20 protein-coding genes are annotated in these 20,709 nt (G+C 71.2%); 8 read left to right on the top strand and 12 right to left on the bottom strand.

The window, feature by feature from the left end; genetic code table 11:
- Positions 1-20 precede the first annotated feature (20 nt).
- Genes AB0J69_RS50485 through AB0J69_RS50475 form a run of 3 tightly spaced genes read left to right on the top strand, consistent with a single transcriptional unit; the run spans position 21 to position 2,300 of the window.
- A complete protein-coding gene (locus AB0J69_RS50485; protein ID WP_364133534.1) occupies positions 21-692 on the top strand; it encodes an HNH endonuclease family protein in 672 nt (223 codons plus the stop codon).
- A 33-nt stretch (positions 693-725) separates the two neighbouring features.
- Positions 726-1,514 carry an endonuclease/exonuclease/phosphatase family protein gene (locus AB0J69_RS50480; protein ID WP_364133532.1) on the top strand — a complete coding sequence of 263 codons (789 nt, stop codon included), beginning with the start codon at positions 726-728 and terminating at the stop codon, positions 1,512-1,514.
- Positions 1,515-1,571: 57 nt separating this feature from the next.
- Positions 1,572-2,300 (top strand): MBL fold metallo-hydrolase, encoded by a 729-nt coding sequence (locus AB0J69_RS50475; RefSeq protein WP_364133529.1) that lies wholly within the window; start codon positions 1,572-1,574, stop codon positions 2,298-2,300.
- A gap of 48 nt (positions 2,301-2,348) precedes the next feature.
- Here AB0J69_RS50475 and AB0J69_RS50470 read toward each other — a convergent pair whose 3' ends face one another.
- The 3 genes from AB0J69_RS50470 to AB0J69_RS50460 form a co-directional block, all read right to left on the bottom strand.
- On the bottom strand, positions 2,349-2,696 hold the full coding sequence (locus AB0J69_RS50470; RefSeq protein WP_364133527.1) for a PepSY domain-containing protein: 348 nt from the start codon (positions 2,694-2,696) through the stop codon (positions 2,349-2,351).
- Positions 2,697-2,762: 66 nt separating this feature from the next.
- The gene (locus AB0J69_RS50465) at positions 2,763-4,001 is read right to left on the bottom strand and encodes a HAMP domain-containing sensor histidine kinase (RefSeq protein WP_364133524.1); all 1,239 of its coding nucleotides are present in this window, start codon (positions 3,999-4,001) and stop codon (positions 2,763-2,765) included.
- A complete protein-coding gene (locus tag AB0J69_RS50460; RefSeq protein ID WP_364133521.1) occupies positions 3,998-4,675 on the bottom strand; it encodes a response regulator transcription factor in 678 nt (225 codons plus the stop codon). Before AB0J69_RS50460 ends, AB0J69_RS50465 begins: the two co-directional genes overlap by 4 nt.
- A 92-nt stretch (positions 4,676-4,767) precedes the next feature.
- On the opposite strand from AB0J69_RS50460, the gene AB0J69_RS50455 reads away from it, so the two are divergent.
- The gene (locus tag AB0J69_RS50455; protein ID WP_364133518.1) at positions 4,768-5,187 is read left to right on the top strand and encodes a hypothetical protein; all 420 of its coding nucleotides are present in this window, start codon (positions 4,768-4,770) and stop codon (positions 5,185-5,187) included.
- A gap of 109 nt (positions 5,188-5,296) precedes the next feature.
- Here the strand turns inward: AB0J69_RS50455 and AB0J69_RS50450 are convergent, their stop codons facing one another.
- From AB0J69_RS50450 to aceB, 8 genes are all read right to left on the bottom strand, one after another.
- Entirely contained in the window at positions 5,297-7,201 is a 1,905-nt protein-coding gene (locus AB0J69_RS50450) for a hypothetical protein (protein ID WP_364133515.1), read from the bottom strand.
- Positions 7,202-7,263: 62 nt separating this feature from the next.
- Positions 7,264-7,476, bottom strand: coding sequence for a DUF2277 domain-containing protein (locus tag AB0J69_RS50445; protein ID WP_364133512.1), 213 nt, complete (start codon positions 7,474-7,476; stop codon positions 7,264-7,266).
- A 3-nt stretch (positions 7,477-7,479) separates the two neighbouring features.
- On the bottom strand, positions 7,480-8,220 hold the full coding sequence (locus tag AB0J69_RS50440) for an IclR family transcriptional regulator (protein WP_364133509.1): 741 nt from the start codon (positions 8,218-8,220) through the stop codon (positions 7,480-7,482).
- A gap of 303 nt (positions 8,221-8,523) precedes the next feature.
- Positions 8,524-9,276 carry an IclR family transcriptional regulator gene (locus AB0J69_RS50435; protein WP_364133506.1) on the bottom strand — a complete coding sequence of 251 codons (753 nt, stop codon included), beginning with the start codon at positions 9,274-9,276 and terminating at the stop codon, positions 8,524-8,526.
- The gene (locus AB0J69_RS50430; protein WP_364133503.1) at positions 9,273-10,475 is read right to left on the bottom strand and encodes a heterodisulfide reductase-related iron-sulfur binding cluster; all 1,203 of its coding nucleotides are present in this window, start codon (positions 10,473-10,475) and stop codon (positions 9,273-9,275) included. The genes AB0J69_RS50435 and AB0J69_RS50430 overlap by 4 nt, the downstream gene beginning before the upstream one ends.
- A 1-nt stretch (position 10,476) precedes the next feature.
- Complete coding sequence (locus tag AB0J69_RS50425; RefSeq protein ID WP_364133500.1) at positions 10,477-11,643, bottom strand: FAD-binding oxidoreductase; 1,167 nt, start codon at positions 11,641-11,643, stop codon at positions 10,477-10,479.
- Between the two features lie 8 nt (positions 11,644-11,651).
- Complete coding sequence (locus AB0J69_RS50420; RefSeq protein ID WP_364133498.1) at positions 11,652-13,088, bottom strand: FAD-linked oxidase C-terminal domain-containing protein; 1,437 nt, start codon at positions 13,086-13,088, stop codon at positions 11,652-11,654.
- 16 nt (positions 13,089-13,104) lie between these two features.
- On the bottom strand, positions 13,105-14,682 hold the full coding sequence (gene aceB, locus AB0J69_RS50415) for a malate synthase A (RefSeq protein WP_364133495.1): 1,578 nt from the start codon (positions 14,680-14,682) through the stop codon (positions 13,105-13,107).
- 157 nt (positions 14,683-14,839) lie between these two features.
- Between aceB and AB0J69_RS50410 the strand changes: the two genes are divergently transcribed.
- The 3 genes from AB0J69_RS50410 (at position 14,840) to hutI (ending at position 18,714) form a co-directional block, all read left to right on the top strand.
- Positions 14,840-15,532, top strand: coding sequence for a DUF4097 family beta strand repeat-containing protein (locus tag AB0J69_RS50410; protein WP_364133492.1), 693 nt, complete (start codon positions 14,840-14,842; stop codon positions 15,530-15,532).
- Between the two features lie 108 nt (positions 15,533-15,640).
- A complete protein-coding gene (hflX, locus tag AB0J69_RS50405; RefSeq protein WP_364133598.1) occupies positions 15,641-17,053 on the top strand; it encodes a GTPase HflX in 1,413 nt (470 codons plus the stop codon).
- A 452-nt stretch (positions 17,054-17,505) separates the two neighbouring features.
- Positions 17,506-18,714: an imidazolonepropionase gene (gene hutI, locus AB0J69_RS50400; RefSeq protein ID WP_364133489.1), complete on the top strand. Its 1,209-nt coding sequence runs from the start codon at positions 17,506-17,508 to the stop codon at positions 18,712-18,714.
- Between the two features lie 51 nt (positions 18,715-18,765).
- On the opposite strand, the gene AB0J69_RS50395 is transcribed toward hutI, so the two are convergent.
- Entirely contained in the window at positions 18,766-18,957 is a 192-nt protein-coding gene (locus AB0J69_RS50395) for a hypothetical protein (RefSeq protein ID WP_364133486.1), read from the bottom strand.
- A 193-nt stretch (positions 18,958-19,150) separates the two neighbouring features.
- Between AB0J69_RS50395 and AB0J69_RS50390 the strand changes: the two genes are divergently transcribed.
- Entirely contained in the window at positions 19,151-19,867 is a 717-nt protein-coding gene (locus AB0J69_RS50390; RefSeq protein ID WP_364133483.1) for a DegV family protein, read from the top strand.
- The last annotated feature ends 842 nt before the right edge of the window (positions 19,868-20,709 follow it).

Below are 20,709 nucleotides of genomic sequence, written 5' to 3'. Positions count from 1 at the left end.
ACGAAAGTCTGGGGGCGGACGTGCGGGTACGGGCGTTCATGGCCGGTCTGGCCACGGCGGTGGCTCTGGCCGGATGCGGCGGGCTCGAAGCCCAGTCGTCCGGCGGTCCGAAGGCCACGAAGCCGGACTCGGCCTTGATCTCCGAGGCCCGCGAGAAGCTCGACAAGCTGGCCGTCAAGGGCCGCGCGCCCAAGACCGGCTTCGACCGCGACGAGTTCGGCCCGGCCTGGTCCGACGTGGACCGCAACGGCTGCGACACCCGCAACGACATCCTCAAGCGCGACCTGGAGGACGAGACGTTCAGGTCCGGCACCCACGACTGCATCGTGCTGACCGGCACCCTGCACGACCCGTACAGCGGCAAGACCATCAAGTTCCGGCGCGGCCAGGACACCAGCATGGACGTCCAGATCGACCACGTGATCCCGCTGTCGGACGCCTGGCAGAAAGGCGCCCGGCAGTGGTCGGCGACCAAGCGCAAGGAGTTCGCGAACGACCCGCTGAACCTCATGGCCGTGGACGGCCCGCTGAACGGCCAGAAGAGCGACTCCGACGCCGCCACCTGGCTGCCGCCCCGCAAGTCCTACCGCTGCACGTACATCGCCCGGCAGATCGACGTGAAGGCGAAGTACGGGGTCTGGGTGACCTCGGCGGAGAAGACCGCGATGGAAGGCATCCTGGAGAACTGCTGACCTCACGCGGCGGTGTCCGTAAGATCACGATTCATGCGTGTGACAAGACGTATTCATGTGATCGCCGTGTCCGCCCTTCTCGCCGCCGCGGCCCTGACCGCACCGCCCGCACAGGCCGCGGCCGCCAACGTCGTCGTGCTCGACTGGAACGTCCACGGTGAGAGCGCCGACATGAAGGCCATCGCCGAGGTCATCCGTGACAGCGGCGCCAACGTCGTCACGCTCCAGGAGATCCATCGCCGGCCGGGCGCCGACCAGGTGCGCCAGCTCGCCGACGAGCTCGGCTGGGACATCACGGCCAACGCCCACTTCGGCGCGGGCGACGACGTCGGTCCCTGCGACGACCCGCATCCGGGCAAGGCGGGGAACGCGATCCTGTCCTCGTACAAGATCGTCGAGCGGGTCACGCTGCCGCTCACCGACTTCGCCACCTGCCCCGTCAACCGCTCCATGGCCGGGGTGAAGCTCGACCTCGGCGGCGGCTCGCAGATCCGGGTGTTCACCACCCACCTGTCGCCGGGCCTCTCGCAGACCTCGGTCAGCCGCCGCGAGGCCCAGGCCGCCAAGGTGCTGGACTATTTCGGCTCCAGGTCGCAGATCGTCCTCACCGGCGACTTCAACGCCAGGCCCACCGACGCGCTGTCCAAGCGGTTCGTGAGCGCGGGCTGGACGGACACCGGTGCCAGGTACGCCAACAAGCCCACCCTCGGCGACGCCCGCATCGACTACGTCTACACGCGAGGGGTCACGACGACGAGCGGGTCGGTGCTGCCGACCACACTGTCCGACCACCGGCCCATTGTGATGAGAATGGTTCGCTGAATTTCCCCAAGGGAAGACCACTGCCAGATCCGATTCTGGAAAAGGAAAGGTCTGGCAGTGGAGCTCACATTCATCGGGACCGGCTCGATTCTGACGGCACGAATGAGTGCGTCTGCCCTCGTTGACGGCAAACTGCTCATAGACACGCCAAATGGTGCAATGAAGGCCATCCGTCGAGCCGGGATCGACCTGATGGGCATCGACGTCTGCCTCATCACGCACTTCCACGCCGACCACTTCTTCGACATCGTCTTCCTTTTCCTGGAGCAGGGGCTCTTCGCCCCGAAGGAGCGTGGCCTGGTGCTCATCGGGCCGACGGGCTTCGAGGAACGCGTCAAACAGCTCTTCGAGCTCAGCTACCCCGGCACGTGGGAAACGGTGAGTCGCAACACCTCCCCGCGTTTCATCGAATTCGGGGAGGAGGGTGGCGAATGGTCCGGAAACGGATATCGGATCAGAGCCCTGCCGATGAAACACACGACGCCGATCGCGCTCGGCTATTCCATCGTGGACGAGGCGGGGGCGCGACTCGGATATACCGGCGACACGGTGCACTGCCCGGGGGTGGAGGAGCTCGCGTCGAGCAGTTCCGTTCTCGTGCTCGACACTTCTTTCCCGCACGAGAAAGCGGGGCACATGGGGCTGGACGACGTCGAGGGGGTCGCCTCCCGGTGGCCCGATCTCCAGCTCATCGCCACCCATCTGGGTGACGAGGTCACCGGCTCATCGAAGCCGAACATCGCCTTCCCCTCCGACGGCCAGACGTTCCAGGTCCCGGCGGCATAGGGACGCCGGCCCACCGAGAGGCGGGCCGGCGTCGTCGGGCAAAGGGGATCAGTCGTCGTCGCCGTCGTCCTGCCGGTCGTCGCTGTCGTCCCGGTCGTTCCGGTCGGTCTCCTGCTTGGTGACCTTGCCCGAGGCCGCGTCCACGTCCACCTCGTGCCGCTCCGAGCCCTTGGTCAGCTCGAGCTCCCACACGTCCGCCTGCTGGCCACGGCGGTCGAAGTCGAGCTCGCTGACCCAGGCTCCCGGCACGGCCTTGTGGGCGATGTCGATGGCCTGCTCGGCCGTGACCTTGGGGGCGGCGGGGGCGGTGGCGGTGGTGGCGTAGGCGGCGCCGCCGCCCACCACCAGCGCGACGATCCCGGCACCAGTGACAATGAGCTTCTTCGTGATCTGCATGACTCCACCAAACCGCGAGAGCGGGTAACCGGGCACTAAACGACGGTTAAGGCCACGAGAAGGCGTTCAGGGCGCGCCGAGCAGCATCTCGACGCGAGCCCCGCCCTCCTCGGACCGCGACACGGACAGGCCGCCGCCCGAGGACTCCGCGGTACGCCGGGCGATGTCCAGCCCCAGCCCCGTCGAGCCGCCCGCGCTGTTCCCCCGCTCCAGCAGCGCGGGCTCGAACCCGGGCCCGGCGTCCGCCACGGCCAGCAGGCCCCCGGGAGGGTGCGGCCGGAGCCGTACGGACATGGAGACCCCCTCCGGCGTGTGCGCGAAGACGTTGCCGAGCAGCGCGTCCACGCACGCCGCCAGCTCCTCGGCCCCCACGGCGACCGGCAGCGGCCCGTCCGGCAGGGAGATCGACACCTCCCGCCCCTGGTCCTCGGCCAGCACCGACCAGAACCGCACCCGTTCGCCCACCACCGCCGCCGCGTCGCACGAGTCGCGCCCGGCCGAGCGGCGCCGCGCCTCCGTGATGACCGCGCTCACCGCCCTCTCCAGCGCGTCCACCCTGGTCTGCACCCGGGCCGCCTCCTCCGGGTCCCGCAGCGACTCGGCGTCCAGCCGCAGGCCCGTCAGCGGGGTACGCAGCCGGTGCGAGAGGTCGGCGACGGACTCCCGCTCGGCCACCAGCAGCTCGTCGATCCGCCCCGCCAGGTGGTTGAGCGCCAGCGCCACGGAACGTACCTCCGGGGGCCCGCCCGGCTCGGCCCTGGCGGTCAGGTCGCCGCCGGCCAGCCGGTGCGAGACCCGCGCCAGGCCGTCCACCGGCTTGGTCACAGCCAGCGCGAGCCGGTCCGCCAGCACGATGCCCAGCGCCACCAGCCCGAGCCCGAGCAGCACCAGGGCCAGCCAGGCCTCCCGCACGCCCCTCATCAGCTCGGCGTCCGGCACGAACACCCTGATCACGGCCGTGCCGCCGGGCGACTGCGCCGAGACGAGCACCTCCCTGCCCCCGGCGGCCTCGGCGGTGACGCTGCGGCCGGTCGCGGCCAGGCGTACGGCGTCGGACCGCGTGGCCCGTGCCCCCACCGCGCTCCCGTCGGGCAGGAACACCGTGACGGGCCGCGACACCTGCTCCACCGCCAGCTCGAGGTCGGGCGTGCCCACCGTGACCGCGACGGACTCGGCGGCGGCGGTGGCCCGGCTCGTCGCCCCGTTCTCGGCCACGGCACGGATCAGCAGCGCCATCGGCACCAGCAGCGCGATCAGCACCAGCGAGGTCGTCGCGGCGACGAGCAGCGCCAGCCACCGCCTCATGAGGGCTCGACCAGCTTGACGCCCACGCCGCGCACCGTGTGCAGGTAGCGGGGCTCGGCGGCCGTCTCGCCCAGCTTCCTGCGCAGCCACGACAGGTGCACGTCCACGGTCTTGTCCGCCCCGCCGTACGGCAGCTGCCACACCTCCGTCAGCAGCTCCCGCTTGGTGACCACCTCGCCGGGCCGCGCGGCCAGATAATGCAGCACGTCGAACTCGCGCGGCGTCAGGTCCAGCGCCGCGCCGTCGAGCGTGGCCGTCCGCGCCCGCGGATCCACCCGCAGCGCCCCCACCGCCAGCGGTTCGGGCGCCGACCCGCCGGCCCGCCGCAGCACCGCCCGCACCCGGGCGTCGAGCTGCGCCGCGCTGTACGGCTTCACCACGTAGTCGTCGGCCCCCGCGTCCAGCACCGGAACCATCTCGGCGTCCCCGTCCCTGGCGGTGGCCACGATGACCGGCACCCGGCTGACCGCCCGCAACATCCGCAGCAGCTCCACCCCGTCCAGGTCGGGCAGTCCCAGGTCGAGCACGATCAGGTCGGGACGGTCCTGCACGGCCAGCCGCAGCCCGTCCAGCGCCGTCGGGGAGGAGGACACGGCATGGCCGAGCTCCCGCAGCCCCCGGCTGAGCGCCGTGCGGATCGCCACATCGTCCTCGATGAGCAGAATGTCAGCCATATCAAGAACGTAGACGCTCTGTGGCGATGACTTGGGCAGCCTTAGCGCCGCCTTAACCTGGCCTTAGCCGTACATGGGGGAACCTGAGCGGGATGAAGAGACTCGTCGTGGCCTGGGCCGCCACCGTGCTCGCCGCCACCGGCGCCGCCGTGGCGGTGCTCGGCCTGCTCGGCAACGGCCTCACCGGCACCGACAGTCGCGTCCTCGGCCCGGCCGAGGTGCGCCAGGCCCTGGCCACCGCCACCACGCGCGCCCCCGCCGCGCCGGCCGCCGCGCCGTCGCAGACGTCACAGGGCAGGCTGATCCGCAGCGCGGGCGGGAACGTGATCGCCTCCTGCGACGGCGACCTGGTCACGCTGCGCTCGTGGAGCCCCGCCCAGAACTACTCGGTGGACGAGGTGGAGTCGGGGCCGGCGCGGGAGGCGAAGGTCGAGTTCGAGCCGGACGAGGGCGAGGAGATCGAGCTCACCGTCGTCTGCTCCGGTGGCCGTCCCGTCAGCCGTACCCAGTAGCCGGCCGGGCGACGTACGCCGTCTTGGCGTCGCCCGAGAAGCCGCAGGCCCGGTAGAAGGCGTGGGTCGAGGGCCTGCGCGAGCCCGTCATGAGTTCGCCCGGAAGCGCTCAGGAGATCTCGGCGCCGAGGGCCGCCTTGGTCAGCTCCGCCTGGCGGCGGATCTGGCCGAGGACGACGGCGTTGACCCCCTTGGCCTCGAACGTGGCGACCATCTTGTCCATGACCGCGTTCGCCCGCACCAGGTCGCCCTGCCGCGCCTCCGCCCTGGCCAGGCGGCGCATCACCAGGTTCAGGGTGATGTTGTCGATGGTGGCCGCGCGGGCGACGTGGGTCAGGTGCTCGATGCCCTGCTTGGGGTCCGGCGGCCGGATGCGCAGCTCGTTGCCGGGGGTCAGCTCCTTGAACTCCCGCTCGGCGTTCAGCCCCTTGACCAGCCGGGCGTAGACGGCCAGCGGGTGGCCGCCGTAGCGGCTGATGACCTCGTCCAGCGCCAGGTTGCCCGAGCGCAGCTCCGGCGAGTCGGAGCCGAGCAGCGAGAACAGCTTGCCCTGGTCCTCGCCCAGCATCAGCTCGGCCACCTGGTGGTCGTCGCGGGTGACCGGGAAGCGCACTCTGACCAGGCAGGCGGGGGAGACGATGCGGGAGCCGTCGGCGGCGATGTACTGGGCGCGCACGTGATAGTCGCCGGGCTGCTGGAAGTAGTGGCCGTCGCGCCCGTGCCCGATGTACGCGCTCCGGTACATGGCCGGATTGCCCGGGTCCAGCCGGATCTCCGGTGAGGTGTCCACGCAGTGCCGCATCATCGGCCGGTACAGCACGGTCCGGCCGCCCGGCTGCGTGATCGAGACCTGGGTGAACTCCGTGTCGGGGTGCAGGTGCCCGTGCGTGGTGCGCGGCTCGCCGGCGTAGGAGAGCTTGAGCTCGATCACGACGGGCTCGCCGAGCTCGAACGACTCCTTGGCGCGCAGCTCCAGCCGCAGCCCCGAGTGGTCCTCGACCGGCTGCTCGAAGGGGTCGATCTCGGCGGCCCCGGTGCCGAACGCGTTCGCGCCCATGGCCACGTCGCGGTAGAAGCCGTGCCGCAGGTGCACCAGCTCCGGTTCGGTGAACTGGAACGGGAAGGCGGCCCAGTAGCCCGCCTCGCCGCCGGGGCGGTAGTTCTGTACGTAGTTCATCCAGGACAGGTCGCCGAAGCCACCGTCGGGGCCCAGCGGCTGGGGTGGGCTGGCCAGGTTCTTCTGCCAGGAGTGCAGCAGGTTGAAGGCGTGCCCGAGCTCATGCACGTACGTACGTAACTGTGCCCGCTGCGACTGCGGCGTCGTCCCCTGGATCGCGTCGTGGAACACCGCGGCCCCCTGCCGCTGCCGGGCGTCGTTGTAGTCGAACATGATGCCCCGGTAGCCGCCCACGTGCTTGCCGGCCACCAGCAGCCACACCCGCCACGCCGGCGCGTCGCCGAACGCGCTGAAGTGCCGGGTCATCGCGTGGTGCAGCTCGGCGTCGTCCCACGCCAGGTCGGAGCCCGACCCGTCGACCGGGATCACCCCCGGCTCGCTCACCCGCAGCTCGATGCCCGCCTCCGCGTAGGCGGCGCCCACCGTCAGCTCCCTGGCCGGCGAGCCGCTCGGCCCGGGCAGCGTACCGGTCCGGTACGACACGAACGGCACGGCCCCGACCACGGAGTCCTGCTCCAGCAGCACGCTGCGGAAGTACGGCGAGGTGAACGACACCTGGTACGTGCGCCCCGCGACCGAGGCCGTCCCCGTCCGGTCGTTGATCGTGATGCTCACGTCCCGGACCGAGGTGTCGAACGAGAACCGCCCGCGCCCGTGGATCAGCGTGCCGTCGATCGCCGGGGCGTCGACCAGGAAGGAGCCGGCGTACGAGGTGGTCGCGCCGGCCACGGTGAACAGGTCGCCGCTGATCCGTCCCGTCGGCCTGGGCCCGTCGACGTCGACGCGGAGCGCCAGCCGCGAGTCGCCGTCCTGTCCCTCGTACAACCCGCTGATCATGGGAGCTCCCTGGGGGATCGCTGGGGGTTATACGGGCACACTTCTCCCGGAGACAGGCCCTGTCAACGACTCCCGCGAACTTGGAGTGCCCCCAGCAGTTCCTCCGACGCCCTGGTGATCGCCTCGACGGCCCGGTCGAAGGCCTCGGCGTTGTGCGCGGCGGGTGCGCGGAAGCCCGAGATCTTCCTGACGTACTGCAGCGCCGCGGCGCGCACGTCCTCCTCCGTCACGCTCTCGGTGAACGGCGGGCGGAGGGTTTTGATGCTTCTACACATGCCTCAACCGTAATAGCCGATGCGCTGGCTTATCTCCCGCGCGCCCTCGGCGAGCAGCTCCCCGACCTCCGGCAGCCGGTCCGGCGTCAGCCGGTAGGACGGCCCGGAGGCGCTGACCGCGGCCACGACCGAGCCGTCGGCGCCCCTGATCGGCGCCGCCACCGCGTTCAGCCCGACCTCCAGCTCCTCCACCGTGGCCGCCCAGCCGCGCTCCCTGATCTCGTCGAGCCGCAGCTCCGCCGCCGAGGTGACGGTCTGCGCGGTGTAGCGCTCCAGCTCGGCCGGCGGCCGCAGCGCGCCGTAGGCCAGCAGCACCTTGCCGCTGGAGGTGGCGTGGGAGGGGGTGCGCTGCCCGACCCAGTTGTGGCCGCTGATGGCGGCGGGGCCGCGCACCTGGCTGATGTTGACCGTGTCGCCGTTGCGCGGCACCGCGATGTTGACCGTCTCGCCGATCGCCTCCGCCAGGCGCAGGCACACCGGCCGGCTCTCGCGCGACAGGTCGAGCTGGGCCGTGGCCGCGCCCGCCAGCCGTACGACGCCGAACCCGAGCCGGTAGCGCCCGCGGTCGCCGGTCTGCTCCACCAGCCCGCCCTGCTCCAGCGCTGCCAGCAGCCGGAACGCCGTGGACTTGTGCACGTCGAGCTCCACCGCGAGATCCGTCACCCGTGTGGCGCCGTCGCGGGCGAGGATCTCCAGGATCGCGATGGCACGATCGACGGACTGGATCGACGTGCTGTTGCTCATAGCGCAACAGGGTACTTTGTCGAGGCTGTGTGAAAGCCTGCCGAGCATGGCAGAGAGAACCGGTTATGCCGACGGCAAGATCGATGCGGCGGGCGGTAAGCTGATCGAGGGCCCCGCCGGGGGTTACGCGCTGGTGAGCGATCCGGCCGGGGCGACGTTCGCGATCTACCAGCCGGGGGAGTTCGCCGGGGCGCTGTTCCCCTACGAGACGGAGCCGGTGCCGGGCGGGATCGACTACGCCGTCTACAAGCTGGGCGGCGAGCCGGTCTGCGGTCGTCCACCATCCGGGCGGGGGCGGCTTCTTCAGCCTGCGCCGGCCACGGGGCTGAGCTCGTTGCCGAAGTCGAGGGCGATCTTGCGCATGCCCTCGGCGAGGTCGTCGCGGTCCAGCGCGTCGATCCGCTCGGCCGGTCCCGAGACCGACATCGCGGCCACCACCCGGTCGCCGTCCCACACGGGCACGGCCAGGCAGTGCACGCCGAGCTCCTCCTCGCCCAGGTCCATGGCGTAACCACGGCTCTTGACGGTGCCGAGCTCGGCCAGCATGGCGGCCACGTCGGTGATCGTGTTCGGGGTGCGGCGGGGCATGCCCGTGCGCTCGAACACGGCGACCGCGTCCGGCGCGGGCCGCCCGGCCAGCAGCACCTTGCCCACCGCCGTGCTGTGCGGCAGGACCCGGCGGCCGACCTCGGCGAACATCCGCAGCCTGCGCGGCGAGGGCACCTGGGCCACGTAGACGACGAAGTCGCCTTCGAGCACGGCCAGGTTCGCGGTCTCGCCGGACAGCTCGACCATCTTGGTCAGGTAGGGCTGCGCCCACACGCCGACCATGCTCTCCGCGATGCCGCCCAGCCGTACGAGGCCGCCGCCCAGGGCGTAACGCCGGTCGGACTCCTGGCGTACGTAGCCACGGGCGAGCAGCGTCTGCAGCAGCCGGTGGATGGTGCCGTACGGCAGCCCGGTCCTGGCGGCGATCTCCGACAGACCGGCCTCGCCCCCGTGTTCGGCCAGGGCTTCCAGCACGTCGAGCGCCCGCTCGACCGACTGGACACTCATAGGGTGACCCCGCGCAGGGAGGCGTCTAGCACCTCGGCCGTGTGCGCCACCCTGATGTCCGCGCCGCCGCGCCGCACGGCCGCCGCGATCTGCATCGTGCACCCGGGGTTGGCCGAGACGAGCAGCTCGGCGCCGGTGGTCGCGACCGCCGCGGCCTTCCGGTCGCCCAGGTCGCGGGCGGCCTCGGGCTGCAACAGGTTGTACGTGCCCGCCGACCCGCAGCAGATGGCCGACTCCGGGATCTCGCGCAGCTCCAGCTCCGGGATGCCCCTCAGCAGCTCGCGCGGCTGCGCCCGCACACCCTGGGCGTGGGCCAGGTGGCAGGCGTCGTGGTAGGCGACGGTGAGCGGCAGCGGGTGCCGCTTGGCCACGGGGCCCAGCTCGGCTAGGTATTCCGACAGGTCCATGACCCGGAACGCGGGCTCGTGCCCGAGCAGCTCGGCGTACTCCTTCATCGTGGAGCCGCAGCCGGCCGCGTTCACCACGACGGTGTCCACGCCGGCCCGCTCGAACACCCGCACCGTCCCGCGCGCCAGCCGCTTGGCCTGCGCGTCGAGCCCGGAGTGCACGCTGAGCGCCCCGCAGCAGCCCTGCTCGGGCGGGATGACCACGTCGCAGCCCTCCAGCGCCAGCACCCGTGCGGTGGCCGCGTTGACCTGCGGGAAGAACTCCCGCTGCACGCATCCGGTGAGCATCCCGACCACGGCCCGCCGCTCACCCCTGGCGCGCACCACGCGCGGCAGGCGCTGGCGGTGCTCCACGTGCGGCGCGAGCGTGGCCATGGCGCCCAGGCTCGGGTGCACCCGGGCGAGGAACGGCGCCATCCGCTCCGCCAGCCACATCGTCGGCCGCAGCAGCCGCAGCCGGCGCGGGTAGGGGAACAGGCTGAACACGATGCCGCGCACGGCCCGCTCCTGCGGCGGGCGTACGTGGTGCCGCTCCACCTCGACCCGGGTCAGCTCGATCAGCCGGTCGTACTGGACCCCGGAGGGACACGCCGTCACGCACGCCATGCAGCCCAGGCAGGCGTCGAAGTGCCCGGCCATCTCAGGGGTGATCGGGGTCCCCTCGACGTGCTGCTGCATGAGGTGGATGCGCCCGCGCGGCGAGTCCATCTCCTCGCCCCACAGCGCGTACGTGGGGCACGTCGGCAGGCAGAACCCGCAGTGCACGCAATCGTTGATCAGCTTCGGATCCACGTCAGATGCCTCCCACGAACCGGCCGGGAGACATCCTGCGCCCGGGATCGAACCGTTCCTTGACCCGCCGCATCAACGGCAGCCCGCTCACGTGCCCCCACCTGTCGACCCCCTCGTACGGCGTGGCGAGCACGCTCACCCGTCCCCCGGCCGCCTCCACCCGCTCGCGCAGCCCGGAGACCGCCGCGGCCAGCTCGTCCTCCTCCATCGCCCGCCACGACTCCAGCAGCACCCGCCCGGAGACCGGCGAGCCGCGCAGGGCCAGCCCGCTCCTGGCCGCCGCGTCGAGCACGGCTTGCGTGCCCGAGGCCGGGAACCGCACCTCGACCAGCACGTCGTCGCCCTGGATCAGCCCCCACCACGACGGCGGCTCCCCGGTCACCGTGCCCCTGCCGATCAGCTCGCGCAGCGCCTCGGCCCTGGCCTCGGCCGCCGTGCCCTCCACCAGCGCGGCCAGGCCGACCGGTCCGGCGGGGTCCGGCCGGTCCACCTCGACCGCGCTCGGCTCGGCCTGCGAGGCGGCCAGCGCCGCGGCGATCGGCGGCACCTCGGCCGGGTCGAGCTCCGCCACCGCCCAGCGGCGGCCGGCGGGCAGCGGGTGCAGGCGGAAGGTGGCCTCCGCGATGACGCCGAGCGTTCCGTACGAGCCGGTGAAGAGCTTGCCCAGGTCGTAGCCCGCGACGTTCTTCACCACCTTGCCGCCCGACCTGGCGATGGTCCCGTCGGGGAGCACGACGGTGATGCCGATGAGCAGGTCGCGGGCGGTGCCGTAGCGGAACGCGCGCGGCCCCGGCATCGGGGCGGCCAGCGTGCCGCCGACCGTCGCGTCCTCGGCGAACGGCACGTCGAGCGCCAGCTCCTGCCCCTTGCCCGCCAGGATCTCCGACAGCGCCGCCATCGTCACCCCGGCCTGCGCCCGCACGACGAGGTCGCCGGCCGCGTGCTCCAGGACCTCGTTCATGCAGCACATGTCCAGCAGGACGTCGCACCGCTCGGGCGCCGGGCCCCAGTGCAGCTTCGTGCCGCCGCCCGCGGGCACCACCGCCAGGTCCTGCTCGGCGCAGGCCCGCAGCACGGCCGCGACCTCCTCCACGGTCTCGGGCAGCGCGACCAGGCGGGGCTGCACCCCGCCCACCGCGTCGTCCGCGCCGGCCGGCCTGGTCGTCACCCCGCCGATCAAAACTGCTCCGCCTTCCCGGACTCGACCAGCGGATGCACGCCCCTGCGCACGCCCGGCACCTCGCCGCACAACCTCGGGGTGGGGAACACCTTGCCCGGGTTCGCCAGCCCGCGGGGGTCGAACGCGCACCGGACGAGCTGCATGGTGTCCAGGTCGTCCTCGCTGAACATCCTCGGCATGTATCGGGATTTGTCCACCCCGACTCCGTGCTCGCCCGTGATCGAGCCGCCGTGCTCGATGCACAGGTCCAGGATCGCGCCCGAGACCACCTCGGCCCGCTCGCCCGCCCCCGGCTCCTCGTCGTCGAAGAGCACCAGCGGGTGCAGGTTGCCGTCCCCGGCGTGGAAGACGTTGGCCACCCTGATGCCGTGCTCCTGCGAGAGCCGGTCGATGGCGGCCAGCACGGCGGGCAGGGACGTACGCGGGACCACGCCGTCCTGCACGATGTAGGCCGGGCTGATGCGCCCGACGGCGGCGAACGCGGACTTGCGACCCTTCCAGATCGCCGCCCGCTCGTCCGGGCCGGCCGCCACCCGCAGCTCGAACGCCCCCGAGCAGATCTCCCGGAGCTGCGCGAACTGCCGCTCCACCTCGGCCGCCGGCCCGTCGAGCTCGACGATCAGCACGGCCCCGGCGCCCTCGGGGTAGGAGCAGGCCACCGCCGCCTCGGCCGCCGCGATGGCCAGCGCGTCCATCATCTCGATCGCGGCCGGCACGATGCCGGCCCCGATGATCGCCGAGACCGCCTGCCCGCCCTGCTCGATGCTCTCGAACGCGGCCAGCACCGTGGTCACGGCCTCGGGCGCGCGGCTGAGCCGTACCGTGATCTTGGTGGCGATGCCCAGCGTGCCCTCGGAGCCGATGAACGCCCCGAGCAGGTCGTAGCCCGGGTCCATGCGGTCGAGCGTGACCAGGTCGCCGTCGGGGGTGACGATCTCGCAGGCCTCGACGTGGTTGACGGTGAAGCCGTATTTGAGGCAGTGGGCGCCGCCGGAGTTCTCCGCCACGTTGCCGCCGATCGAGCAGACCTGCTGGCTGGAGGGGTCGGGGGCGTAGTAGTAGCCGCGGTCGCGGACGGCCTCGGTGATTGCCAGGTTCGTCACGCCGGGCTCCACGACCGCCCGGCGGTCGTCCAGGTCGACCTCCAGGATCGCGCGCATCTTGGAGGTGACGATCAGCACACCGTCCTCGCGGGGGAGCGCGCCCCCCGACAGGCCCGTGCCCGACCCCCGGGCCACGAAGGGCACGCCGAAGTCGTTGCACAGGCGTACCACGCGGGCGACCTGCTCGGCCGTGCTCGGCAGCACGACCACGGCGGGGGTCGCCCGGTGGTAGGTGAGGCCGTCGCACTCGTAGGTGCGCAGGCGTACCGGATCGGTGATCACCGAATCGTGGGGCAGCAGCGACCGCAGGGCTGCTATCAGCGTTTCCATCACCGATCCCCCTTTCTTATGGCATTTGAGCATAGGCCGGAAGCGTCAGGAACTCCGCGAAGTCGTCGTCCAGCGCCACCTCCTTGAACAACGCCGTCGCCTGCCCGAACAACTTCTCGTCGTAGGCGGGCTCCTGGGCGATCTTGGCCAGCTCCTCGGAGATGATCCGCTCGACCAGCTCCTTCGTCACCTGCGCGCCCGTGTCCTTCAGCCTGATGTCGTTGTGGATCCACTGCCAGATCTGCGAGCGCGAGATCTCGGCGGTGGCGGCGTCCTCCATGAGGTTGTGGATGGCCACCGCGCCCAGCCCGCCCATCCAGGCGGCCAGGTAGCGCAGCGCCACGTCCACGTTGTTGCGCAGCCCCGACTCGGTGATCCCGCCCGGCGTCTCGGAGACGGCCAGCAGGTCGGCGGCGGACACGCTGACGTCCTCGCGCAGCCGGTCGAGCTGGTGGGGCCGCGAGCCCAGCACCCCGTCGAACACCTCGCGGCAGATCGGCACCAGGTCCGGGTGCGCCACCCACGACCCGTCGAACCCGTCGCCCGACTCGCGCGTCTTGTCCGCCCGCACCTTCTCCAGCGCCACCGCGTTCACCTCGGGATCCCGGCGCGAGGGGATGAACGCCGCCATCCCGCCGATCGCGTGCGCGCCACGCTTGTGGCACGTGCGCACGAGCAGCTCCGTGTACGCGCGCATGAACGGGGCGGTCATCGTCACCGCGTTCCGCTCCGGCAGCAGGAACTCGCGGCCCCGGGTGCGGAACTTCTTGATCACGCTGAACAGGTAGTCCCAGCGGCCCGCGTTGAGCCCCGCCGAGTGGTCGCGCAGCTCGTAGAGGATCTCCTCCATCTCGAACGCCGCCGGGTACGTCTCGATGAGCACGGTCGCCCTGATGCTGCCGTGGGGGATGCCGAGCAGCTCCTGCGCCCTGGTGAACACGTCGTTCCAGAGCCGGGCCTCCAGGTGGGACTCGATCTTGGGCAGGTAGAAGTACGGGCCCTTGCCCTTGTCGAGCTGCCGCTGGGCGCAGTGGAAGAAGTAGAGCCCGAAGTCGAACAGCGACCCCGAGACCGGCTGCCCGTCCACCTGGGCGTGCTTCTCGTCCAGGTGCCACCCGCGCGGGCGCACCACCACGGTGGCCAGCTCGGCGTCGGGCCTGAGCGCGTACGCCTTGCCGCCGGCCTCGAAGTCGATCGTGCGGTCGAGCGCGTCGCGCAGGTTGAGGTGGCCGGACACGCAGTTTTCCCACAGGGGGGAGTTGGCGTCCTCGAAGTCGGCCAGCCACACCTTGGCGCCGGAGTTGAGGGCGTTGATGGTCATCTTCTTGTCGACCGGGCCGGTGATCTCGACGCGGCGGTCCTCCAGACCGGGCGCCGGGGGCGCGACCTGCCAGTCGGCCTCCCTGACCTCCTTGGTCTCCGGCAGGAAGTCGAGCATGCCGCCCGCCGACAGCTCCGCCTGGCGCGTCTGGCGGGCGTCCAGCAGCTCCAGCCGCCTGGCGCCGAACTCCCGCTGGAGAGCCGCCACGAAGTCGAGCGCCTCCGGCGTGAGGATCTCGTCGAACCGGTCGAGCATCGGGCCGGTGATCTCCATGGGTCCTCATCTTTCCGTATCCTGGAAAATGACTTCTGGATTGTGGAAGTTAAGCTACTCCCCTGACATAGTCGGGTCAAAGGCTGGGGTTACCTCGGGGGCTCCTAGGGGGTGTTCCGGATGTCGGTCGAGGGCGCTTCGCGGCAGGATTTCCGGTATGAAGACGATGGCGATCGCGGGCGGCCTGCTGGCCTCCGCCGTGCTGCTGACCGGATGCGGGCTCGCGAGCGTGGCCGGCCCGGGGAGCGAGGAGACGGCCTCGTACCAGGTGACGGAGAAGGTCACCAAACTCCAGCTCAAGAGCAACTCCGGCGACGCCGTGATCACGGAGACGGACGGTTCCGCGGTGCGCGTCGTCGAGACACTGCGCTGGCGCGGCGGCGACAAGCCCAAGCCGGAGCACAAGGTCGAGGGTGACGCGCTGTTCCTCACGTACAGCTGTCCCTCGGACTGGGGGAGCTGCGGCGTCGACTACAAGATCGAGATTCCCAAGGGGCTGCACGTCGACCTGGACAGCGGCTCGGGCAACCTCACGCTCAGGAGCCTGACCGGGCCGATCGACGTGCACGTGGGCTCGGGTGACGTGGACGCCGCGGACCTGCGGGGCAAGAAGGTGATCGCCGACGCGGGGTCGGGCAACATCGAGCTCAAGTACGCCTCCGCGCCGGAAAGTGCCGAGCTGAAGACAGGGTCGGGGGATATCACGCTGAATGTCCCCGATGGTGCTTATGACGTGAAAACGGAGGTGGGATCCGGCGACGCCAACGTTTCGGTCAAGAAGGACGGCGCCTCGCCGAACAAGATCTCGCTCACGGCGGGTTCCGGTGACATCACCGTGTCGCCTGCTTGACAGGGGCGTGAGGTACCTGGATAACCAGGTGATTGCGCCGGGGATGTCATGCCACCATCGTGGGAAGACATCGAGGTGTCCAGACGTTCCCTAATAGAGATGACACGAATGCACGAATACTCCGCGCTCGACGAGTTCGAGACCGGCGACATGGACCTCGAGGAGCGCCAGGCGCTGCGGCGCGTGGCGGGCCTCTCCACCGAACTCCAGGATGTCTCCGAGGTCGAGTACCGGCAGTTGCGGCTCGAGCGGGTCGTCCTTGTCGGCGTCTGGACCTCCGGCACCTCGGAGGACGCCGAAAACTCCCTCCTCGAGCTCAAGCTCCTGGCCGAGACGGCCGGGTCGCAGGTGCTCGACGGGCTCATCCAGCGCCGCCAGAAGCCCGACCCGGCCACCTACATCGGCTCGGGCAAGGCTCTGGAGCTGCGTGACGTGGTCGAGTCCACCGGGGCCGACACCGTGATCTGCGACGGCGAGCTGGCCCCCGGCCAGCTGCGCCAGCTCGAGGAGACGGTCAAGGTCAAGGTCATCGACCGCACCGCGCTGATTCTCGACATCTTCGCCCAGCACGCCAAGAGCCGCGAGGGCAAGGCCCAGGTCGAGCTGGCTCAGCTCTCCTACCTGCTGCCGCGCCTGCGCGGCTGGGGTGGCAACCTGTCCCGGCAGGTCGGCGGTCGCGCCGCCGGCGGTGTCGGCATCGGTGGCCGCGGCCCCGGTGAGACCAAGATCGAGCTGGACCGCCGGCGCATCCGCGAGCGGATGTCGAAGCTGCGCCGGCAGATCAGCGGCATGTCCACCTCGCGCGACACCATGCGCTACCAGCGCCAGCGCCGCGAGGTGCCGGCCGTGGCGATCGCCGGTTACACCAACGCCGGCAAGTCCTCGCTGCTCAACCGCATCACCGGTGCGGGCGTGCTGGTGGAGGACGCGCTGTTCGCCACCCTCGACCCGACCGTGCGCCGCGCGCGCACGCCGGAGGGCAGGCTGTTCACGATCGCCGACACCGTCGGCTTCGTCCGGCACCTGCCGCACCAGCTCGTCGAGGCGTTCCGCTCCACGCTGGAGGAGGTCGCCGACGCCGACCTGATCCTGCACGTGGTGGACGGCTCGCACCCTGACCCCGAGGGGCAGCTCGCGGCGGTGCGCGAGGTGTTCGCCGACATCGAGGGCGCGCCGGACGTGCCCGAGATCGTGGTGATCAACAAGGCCGACGCGGCCGACCAGGAGGTGCTCGACCGGATCGCCAGGCGCGAGCGCGACAGCATCGTGGTCTCGGCGCGCACGGGCAAGGGCATCCCCGAGCTGCTGAGGCTCGTTGAGGAGCGGCTGCCGCGGCTGGACCACGAGGTCCATCTGCTGGTGCCGTACGACAGGGGCGACCTGATCTCGCGGGCCCACAAGGAGGGCGAGGTGCTCTCGGTGGACCACGTGGAGGACGGCACGATCCTGCACGCCAGGGTGCTTCCGAGCCTGTCCCAGGAGCTGCAGCGCGTGGGCAAGCCGGTGGAGCGCGTCTCCTAGCCCTTTCTTCGCTGTCCGGCATGGTTGGGCAGCTCTCGCCGCAAAGCGCGCAGAGCTGCCCAAAAGCGGCAGTGGTCCCCGAACCCTGGGATTGCTAGGATTGGCCAGACCTAACGTTGGTCTGGTCTTTGGTTTGGGTTCTGGTTTCAATGCTGACTGCAGGTGGTCGAGTCGTCTGCGGGGGCCGTGGGGGCAAGGTAGGGCTGCGTGACGCGTGGGATGAGTGGTCTTTCTTCCGAATAACCCTGTACAGCAGCCCAACATGTGAAATAACGTAACTGAACTGAAATCGCCGGATCATGCGTCTGGCGATACGGTCACCGCACAACTGATGCGGATGAGAGCAGGAGACCCCCCATGTCGTCCGGACCCGGAGCGGACTCAGTGGGCGCGGCCCAGGCCGTGCGCTGGGCTCTGCGCATGCCCTGGGGGTCGTGCTGGGTGGTGATGCGGTGACCGTTCGGCTCCTTACCAACATCGGCCGCCTCTGGACCGGCAACGAGGTCCTCAGCAACGCCGCCATCCTGGTGCACAACGACCGCATCGCGTGGGTCGGGCGCGCGCCCGACCTGCCGCAGAGCGTTCCCGGAGTCGTCGACGACATCGTCGACGTCGACCACGTCGAAAACCTGGGCGGCGCTCTCGTCACGCCCGGGCTCATCGACGCCCACACGCACCCCGTCTACGCCGGCAACCGCTACGCCGAGCTGGCCATCCGCACCGGCGGCTCCACCTCCGCCTCCATCACCGCGGCGGGCGGCGGCGTGGGCTCCACCGTCACCGTGACCCGCGGCACCGACCCGTGGACGCTCTGCAACGGCGTGCGCGAGCGGCTGCGCGGCTGGCTGCTCAGCGGCACCACCACCGTCGAGGCCAAGACCGGCTACCACCTCACCCGCGACGGCGAGCTCGCCGACGTGCGGCTCCTGCGCGAGCTGGAGAAGGAGCCGATGATGCCGCGGGTGCACGTCACGTTCCTGGCCGCGCACGTGGTGCCGCCCGAATACTTCGGCAGGCAGCGCGAATACGTCGAGGCCGTGGGCGCCTGGTGCGCCGACGCGGCCGCGGCGGGCGCCGACAGCGTCGACGTCTACTGCGACGAGGGCCACTTCACCACCGAGGAGTCCCGCTGGGTCCTCGCCTCCGGTCGCAACGTCGGCCTGCTGCCGCGCATCCACGCCGGCACCTACAGCCGCCGCGGCGCCGTCCAGCTGGCCGCCGAGCTCGGCTGCGCGTCGGCTGACGGCCTCCACCACATGTCCGACGAGGACATCGCGATCATGTCGCGCTACGGCGTGCCCGCCGTCGTCTGCCCGGCCACCGCCCTCCAACGGGGCCACCTCCCGCCGGTCCGCCAGATGATCAAGCACGGCGTCCAGATCGCCCTCGGCAGCGACCACAACCCCGGCTACTGCGGCATCACCTCGATGTCCCTGGTGATCGCCATGGCGGTGTCGGCGTTCGGGATGAGCGTCAACGACGCGCTCCGCGCGGCCACCCTCGGCGGCGCCACGGTCCTGGGCGCGCCGGACCGCGGGGTCCTGGCTCCGGGGCGGCTGGCGGACATCGTGCAGTGGGACGCCGACCATGAGGGCGCCTTCGCCTGGTCGTTCGGACTCAAGCCGCGTCGGGTGTGGCGGGGTGGGACGCCCGTTCAGTAGTTAATCTCGGGTTATGTCGCCGTTGGTCGCTGTTGTCACGGATTCAACCGCTTACCTGGGGTCTGTGGATGGTGTGGCCGTGGTTCCCGTACAGGTGATCGCACGGGCAACCGCTGATGCCGGCACCTCCCGGCCTGGCACCACGTCGCCCGGCACCAGGTCGCCCGGCACCAGGTCGCCCGGCACCAGGTCGCCCGGCACCAGGTCGCCCGGCACCACGTCGCCCGCCACCACTCCCGCCATCACCGCTCCCTCGGCCTCCGCTCCTTCTCTTCCCGCCGCGCCCGCGCCTCCGACGCCCGCTGGGCGCGCCCCCTCGATGCGGCCCGCAACCCCACCGAGCCCGGCGAACCTCGGCCCGACACGACCCTCCGACGTCGTGATCCCCTCACAGGCGATCCATGCGGGCACATCAGGGCGGCCCACAGGCGGCGGTGTGTCGTTCGACGAGGACTCCTTCACCGGCGACTTCGCCTCAGCCACCACCTCGCGGCCATCGCCGGCCCGCTTCGCCGCGTGCTACTCGGACCTGGCCGCCGCCGGAGCCACGGCGATCGTCTCGATCCACGTATCAGGTGAACTGTCGGGCACGATCGAATCCGCCCGGGCCGCCGCCCGCGACGCCCCCGTACCGGTGGAAGTGATCGACAGCCGCTCGATCGCGATGGGCCTGGGTTATCCGGTCCTGGCCGCCGCCCGTACCGCCGCGAGCGGGGCCTCCCTGGAGGCGGTGACGGCGGCCGCTCGCCGCTGCATGGAGACCACGCGCACGTTCTTCTACGTGGACACCCTCGACTACCTCCGCCGCAGCGGCCGCATCGGCGCCGCGGCCTCCCTCGTCGGCTCGGCCCTCATGATCAAGCCCCTGCTCCACATCGTGGACGGCCGCATCTCCCTCCTGGAAAAGGTCCGAACCGCCGCCCGCGCCATCGCCCGCCTGGAGGACCTCGCGGTGCGGGCAGCGGGGGACGGCCCTGTTGAGGTGGCGGTGCAGCACTTGGGCGCGAAGGAACGGGCCGAGGCGCTGGCGGAGCGGCTGCCGAAGCGGATCTCCGGGCTGGTGGATTTGCGGGTGGTGGAGGTGGGGGCGGTGATCGGCGTACACGTGGGGCCGGGCATGCTCGGCCTGACCGTCACGTCAAGCGACCATTAGCCACCCTGCCGGTTCCCGCGACCATGCACCCGTTGCCATAAGCCCCAGGCCCGCCCTCGTTGGCCACGTACGAACGGGACACCCCACCGCCCCCGACCGGCCGGCAAACCACGACCGTCGCCATCCCGGACGCGTCGCCCCCTCCTGCCACCATCCCCGGCCGCGAGCGCCCGCTCCCGCCGCCAGGCTCCACTGCCGGCGCTGTCCCCAGCCGTAAGCGCCCGCTCCCACCGCCGACGATGTCCCCAGCCGTGAGCGCCCGCTCCCACCGCCAGCGCTGTCCCCGGTCGTGAGCGCCCGCCTCCCCCAACCACCACCCCCTGTCCCTGGCCCTGAGCGCCCGCTACCACCGCCATCCACAGCCATGTCCCCCACTCCTGCCGCTATCCCCAGAACGCCGCTCGGCTCCGCTCCGGCTGACCCCCAGGCCATACCGTCGCCTGCGTGCGAACCCCCGATCCGTCGGCAGAGCGGGCCATAGCCGAGTCCCGGCTACGGTCGATCACGGCCCCTGCCCGCCGCCCACGCCGTCTCCTGAGCCGCCCACCCTGGGCCACGGGAAGCGGACCCGGAGCCCGGAGGGAAACCCACCACGCAGCCCCCGCGAACTGGCAGCAGGAAGCCCCAGCCACGACACCTCCAACCTCTCCCCAAAACTGGACGAACTGGCCCGATCCCTCCACCGCCACGCACACCACAACCAACCACGACCAAAACCCACAGGACCCCCCGCCAACACCCCAACTCCCGCCAACACCCCAACTCCCGCCAACACCCCAACTCCCGCCAACACCCCAACTCCCGCCAACACCCCAACTCCCGCCAACACCCCAACTCCCGCC

This window comes from Nonomuraea sp. NPDC049709 (assembly GCF_040674815.1).
GTDB lineage: Bacteria > Actinomycetota > Actinomycetes > Streptosporangiales > Streptosporangiaceae > Nonomuraea.
This window is presented reverse-complemented; position numbering and strand designations above follow the sequence as displayed.

Excerpts from the sequence above, each read along its gene's own strand:
- AB0J69_RS50480 (WP_364133532.1), top strand. The coding sequence starts at position 726 with ATGCGTGTGACAAGACGTATTCATGTGATCGCCGTGTCCGCCCTTCTC.
- AB0J69_RS50470 (WP_364133527.1), bottom strand. The coding sequence starts at position 2,696 with ATGCAGATCACGAAGAAGCTCATTGTCACTGGTGCCGGGATCGTCGCG.
- AB0J69_RS50465 (WP_364133524.1), bottom strand. The coding sequence starts at position 4,001 with ATGAGGCGGTGGCTGGCGCTGCTCGTCGCCGCGACGACCTCGCTGGTG.
- AB0J69_RS50460 (WP_364133521.1), bottom strand. The coding sequence starts at position 4,675 with ATGGCTGACATTCTGCTCATCGAGGACGATGTGGCGATCCGCACGGCG.
- AB0J69_RS50455 (WP_364133518.1), top strand. The coding sequence starts at position 4,768 with ATGAAGAGACTCGTCGTGGCCTGGGCCGCCACCGTGCTCGCCGCCACC.
- AB0J69_RS50450 (WP_364133515.1), bottom strand. The coding sequence starts at position 7,201 with ATGATCAGCGGGTTGTACGAGGGACAGGACGGCGACTCGCGGCTGGCG.
- AB0J69_RS50445 (WP_364133512.1), bottom strand. The coding sequence starts at position 7,476 with ATGTGTAGAAGCATCAAAACCCTCCGCCCGCCGTTCACCGAGAGCGTG.
- AB0J69_RS50440 (WP_364133509.1), bottom strand. The coding sequence starts at position 8,220 with ATGAGCAACAGCACGTCGATCCAGTCCGTCGATCGTGCCATCGCGATC.
- AB0J69_RS50435 (WP_364133506.1), bottom strand. The coding sequence starts at position 9,276 with ATGAGTGTCCAGTCGGTCGAGCGGGCGCTCGACGTGCTGGAAGCCCTG.
- AB0J69_RS50420 (WP_364133498.1), bottom strand. The coding sequence starts at position 13,088 with ATGGAAACGCTGATAGCAGCCCTGCGGTCGCTGCTGCCCCACGATTCG.
- aceB (WP_364133495.1), bottom strand. The coding sequence starts at position 14,682 with ATGGAGATCACCGGCCCGATGCTCGACCGGTTCGACGAGATCCTCACG.
- AB0J69_RS50410 (WP_364133492.1), top strand. The coding sequence starts at position 14,840 with ATGAAGACGATGGCGATCGCGGGCGGCCTGCTGGCCTCCGCCGTGCTG.
- hflX (WP_364133598.1), top strand. The coding sequence starts at position 15,641 with ATGCACGAATACTCCGCGCTCGACGAGTTCGAGACCGGCGACATGGAC.
- AB0J69_RS50395 (WP_364133486.1), bottom strand. The coding sequence starts at position 18,957 with ATGGCGGGAGTGGTGGCGGGCGACGTGGTGCCGGGCGACCTGGTGCCG.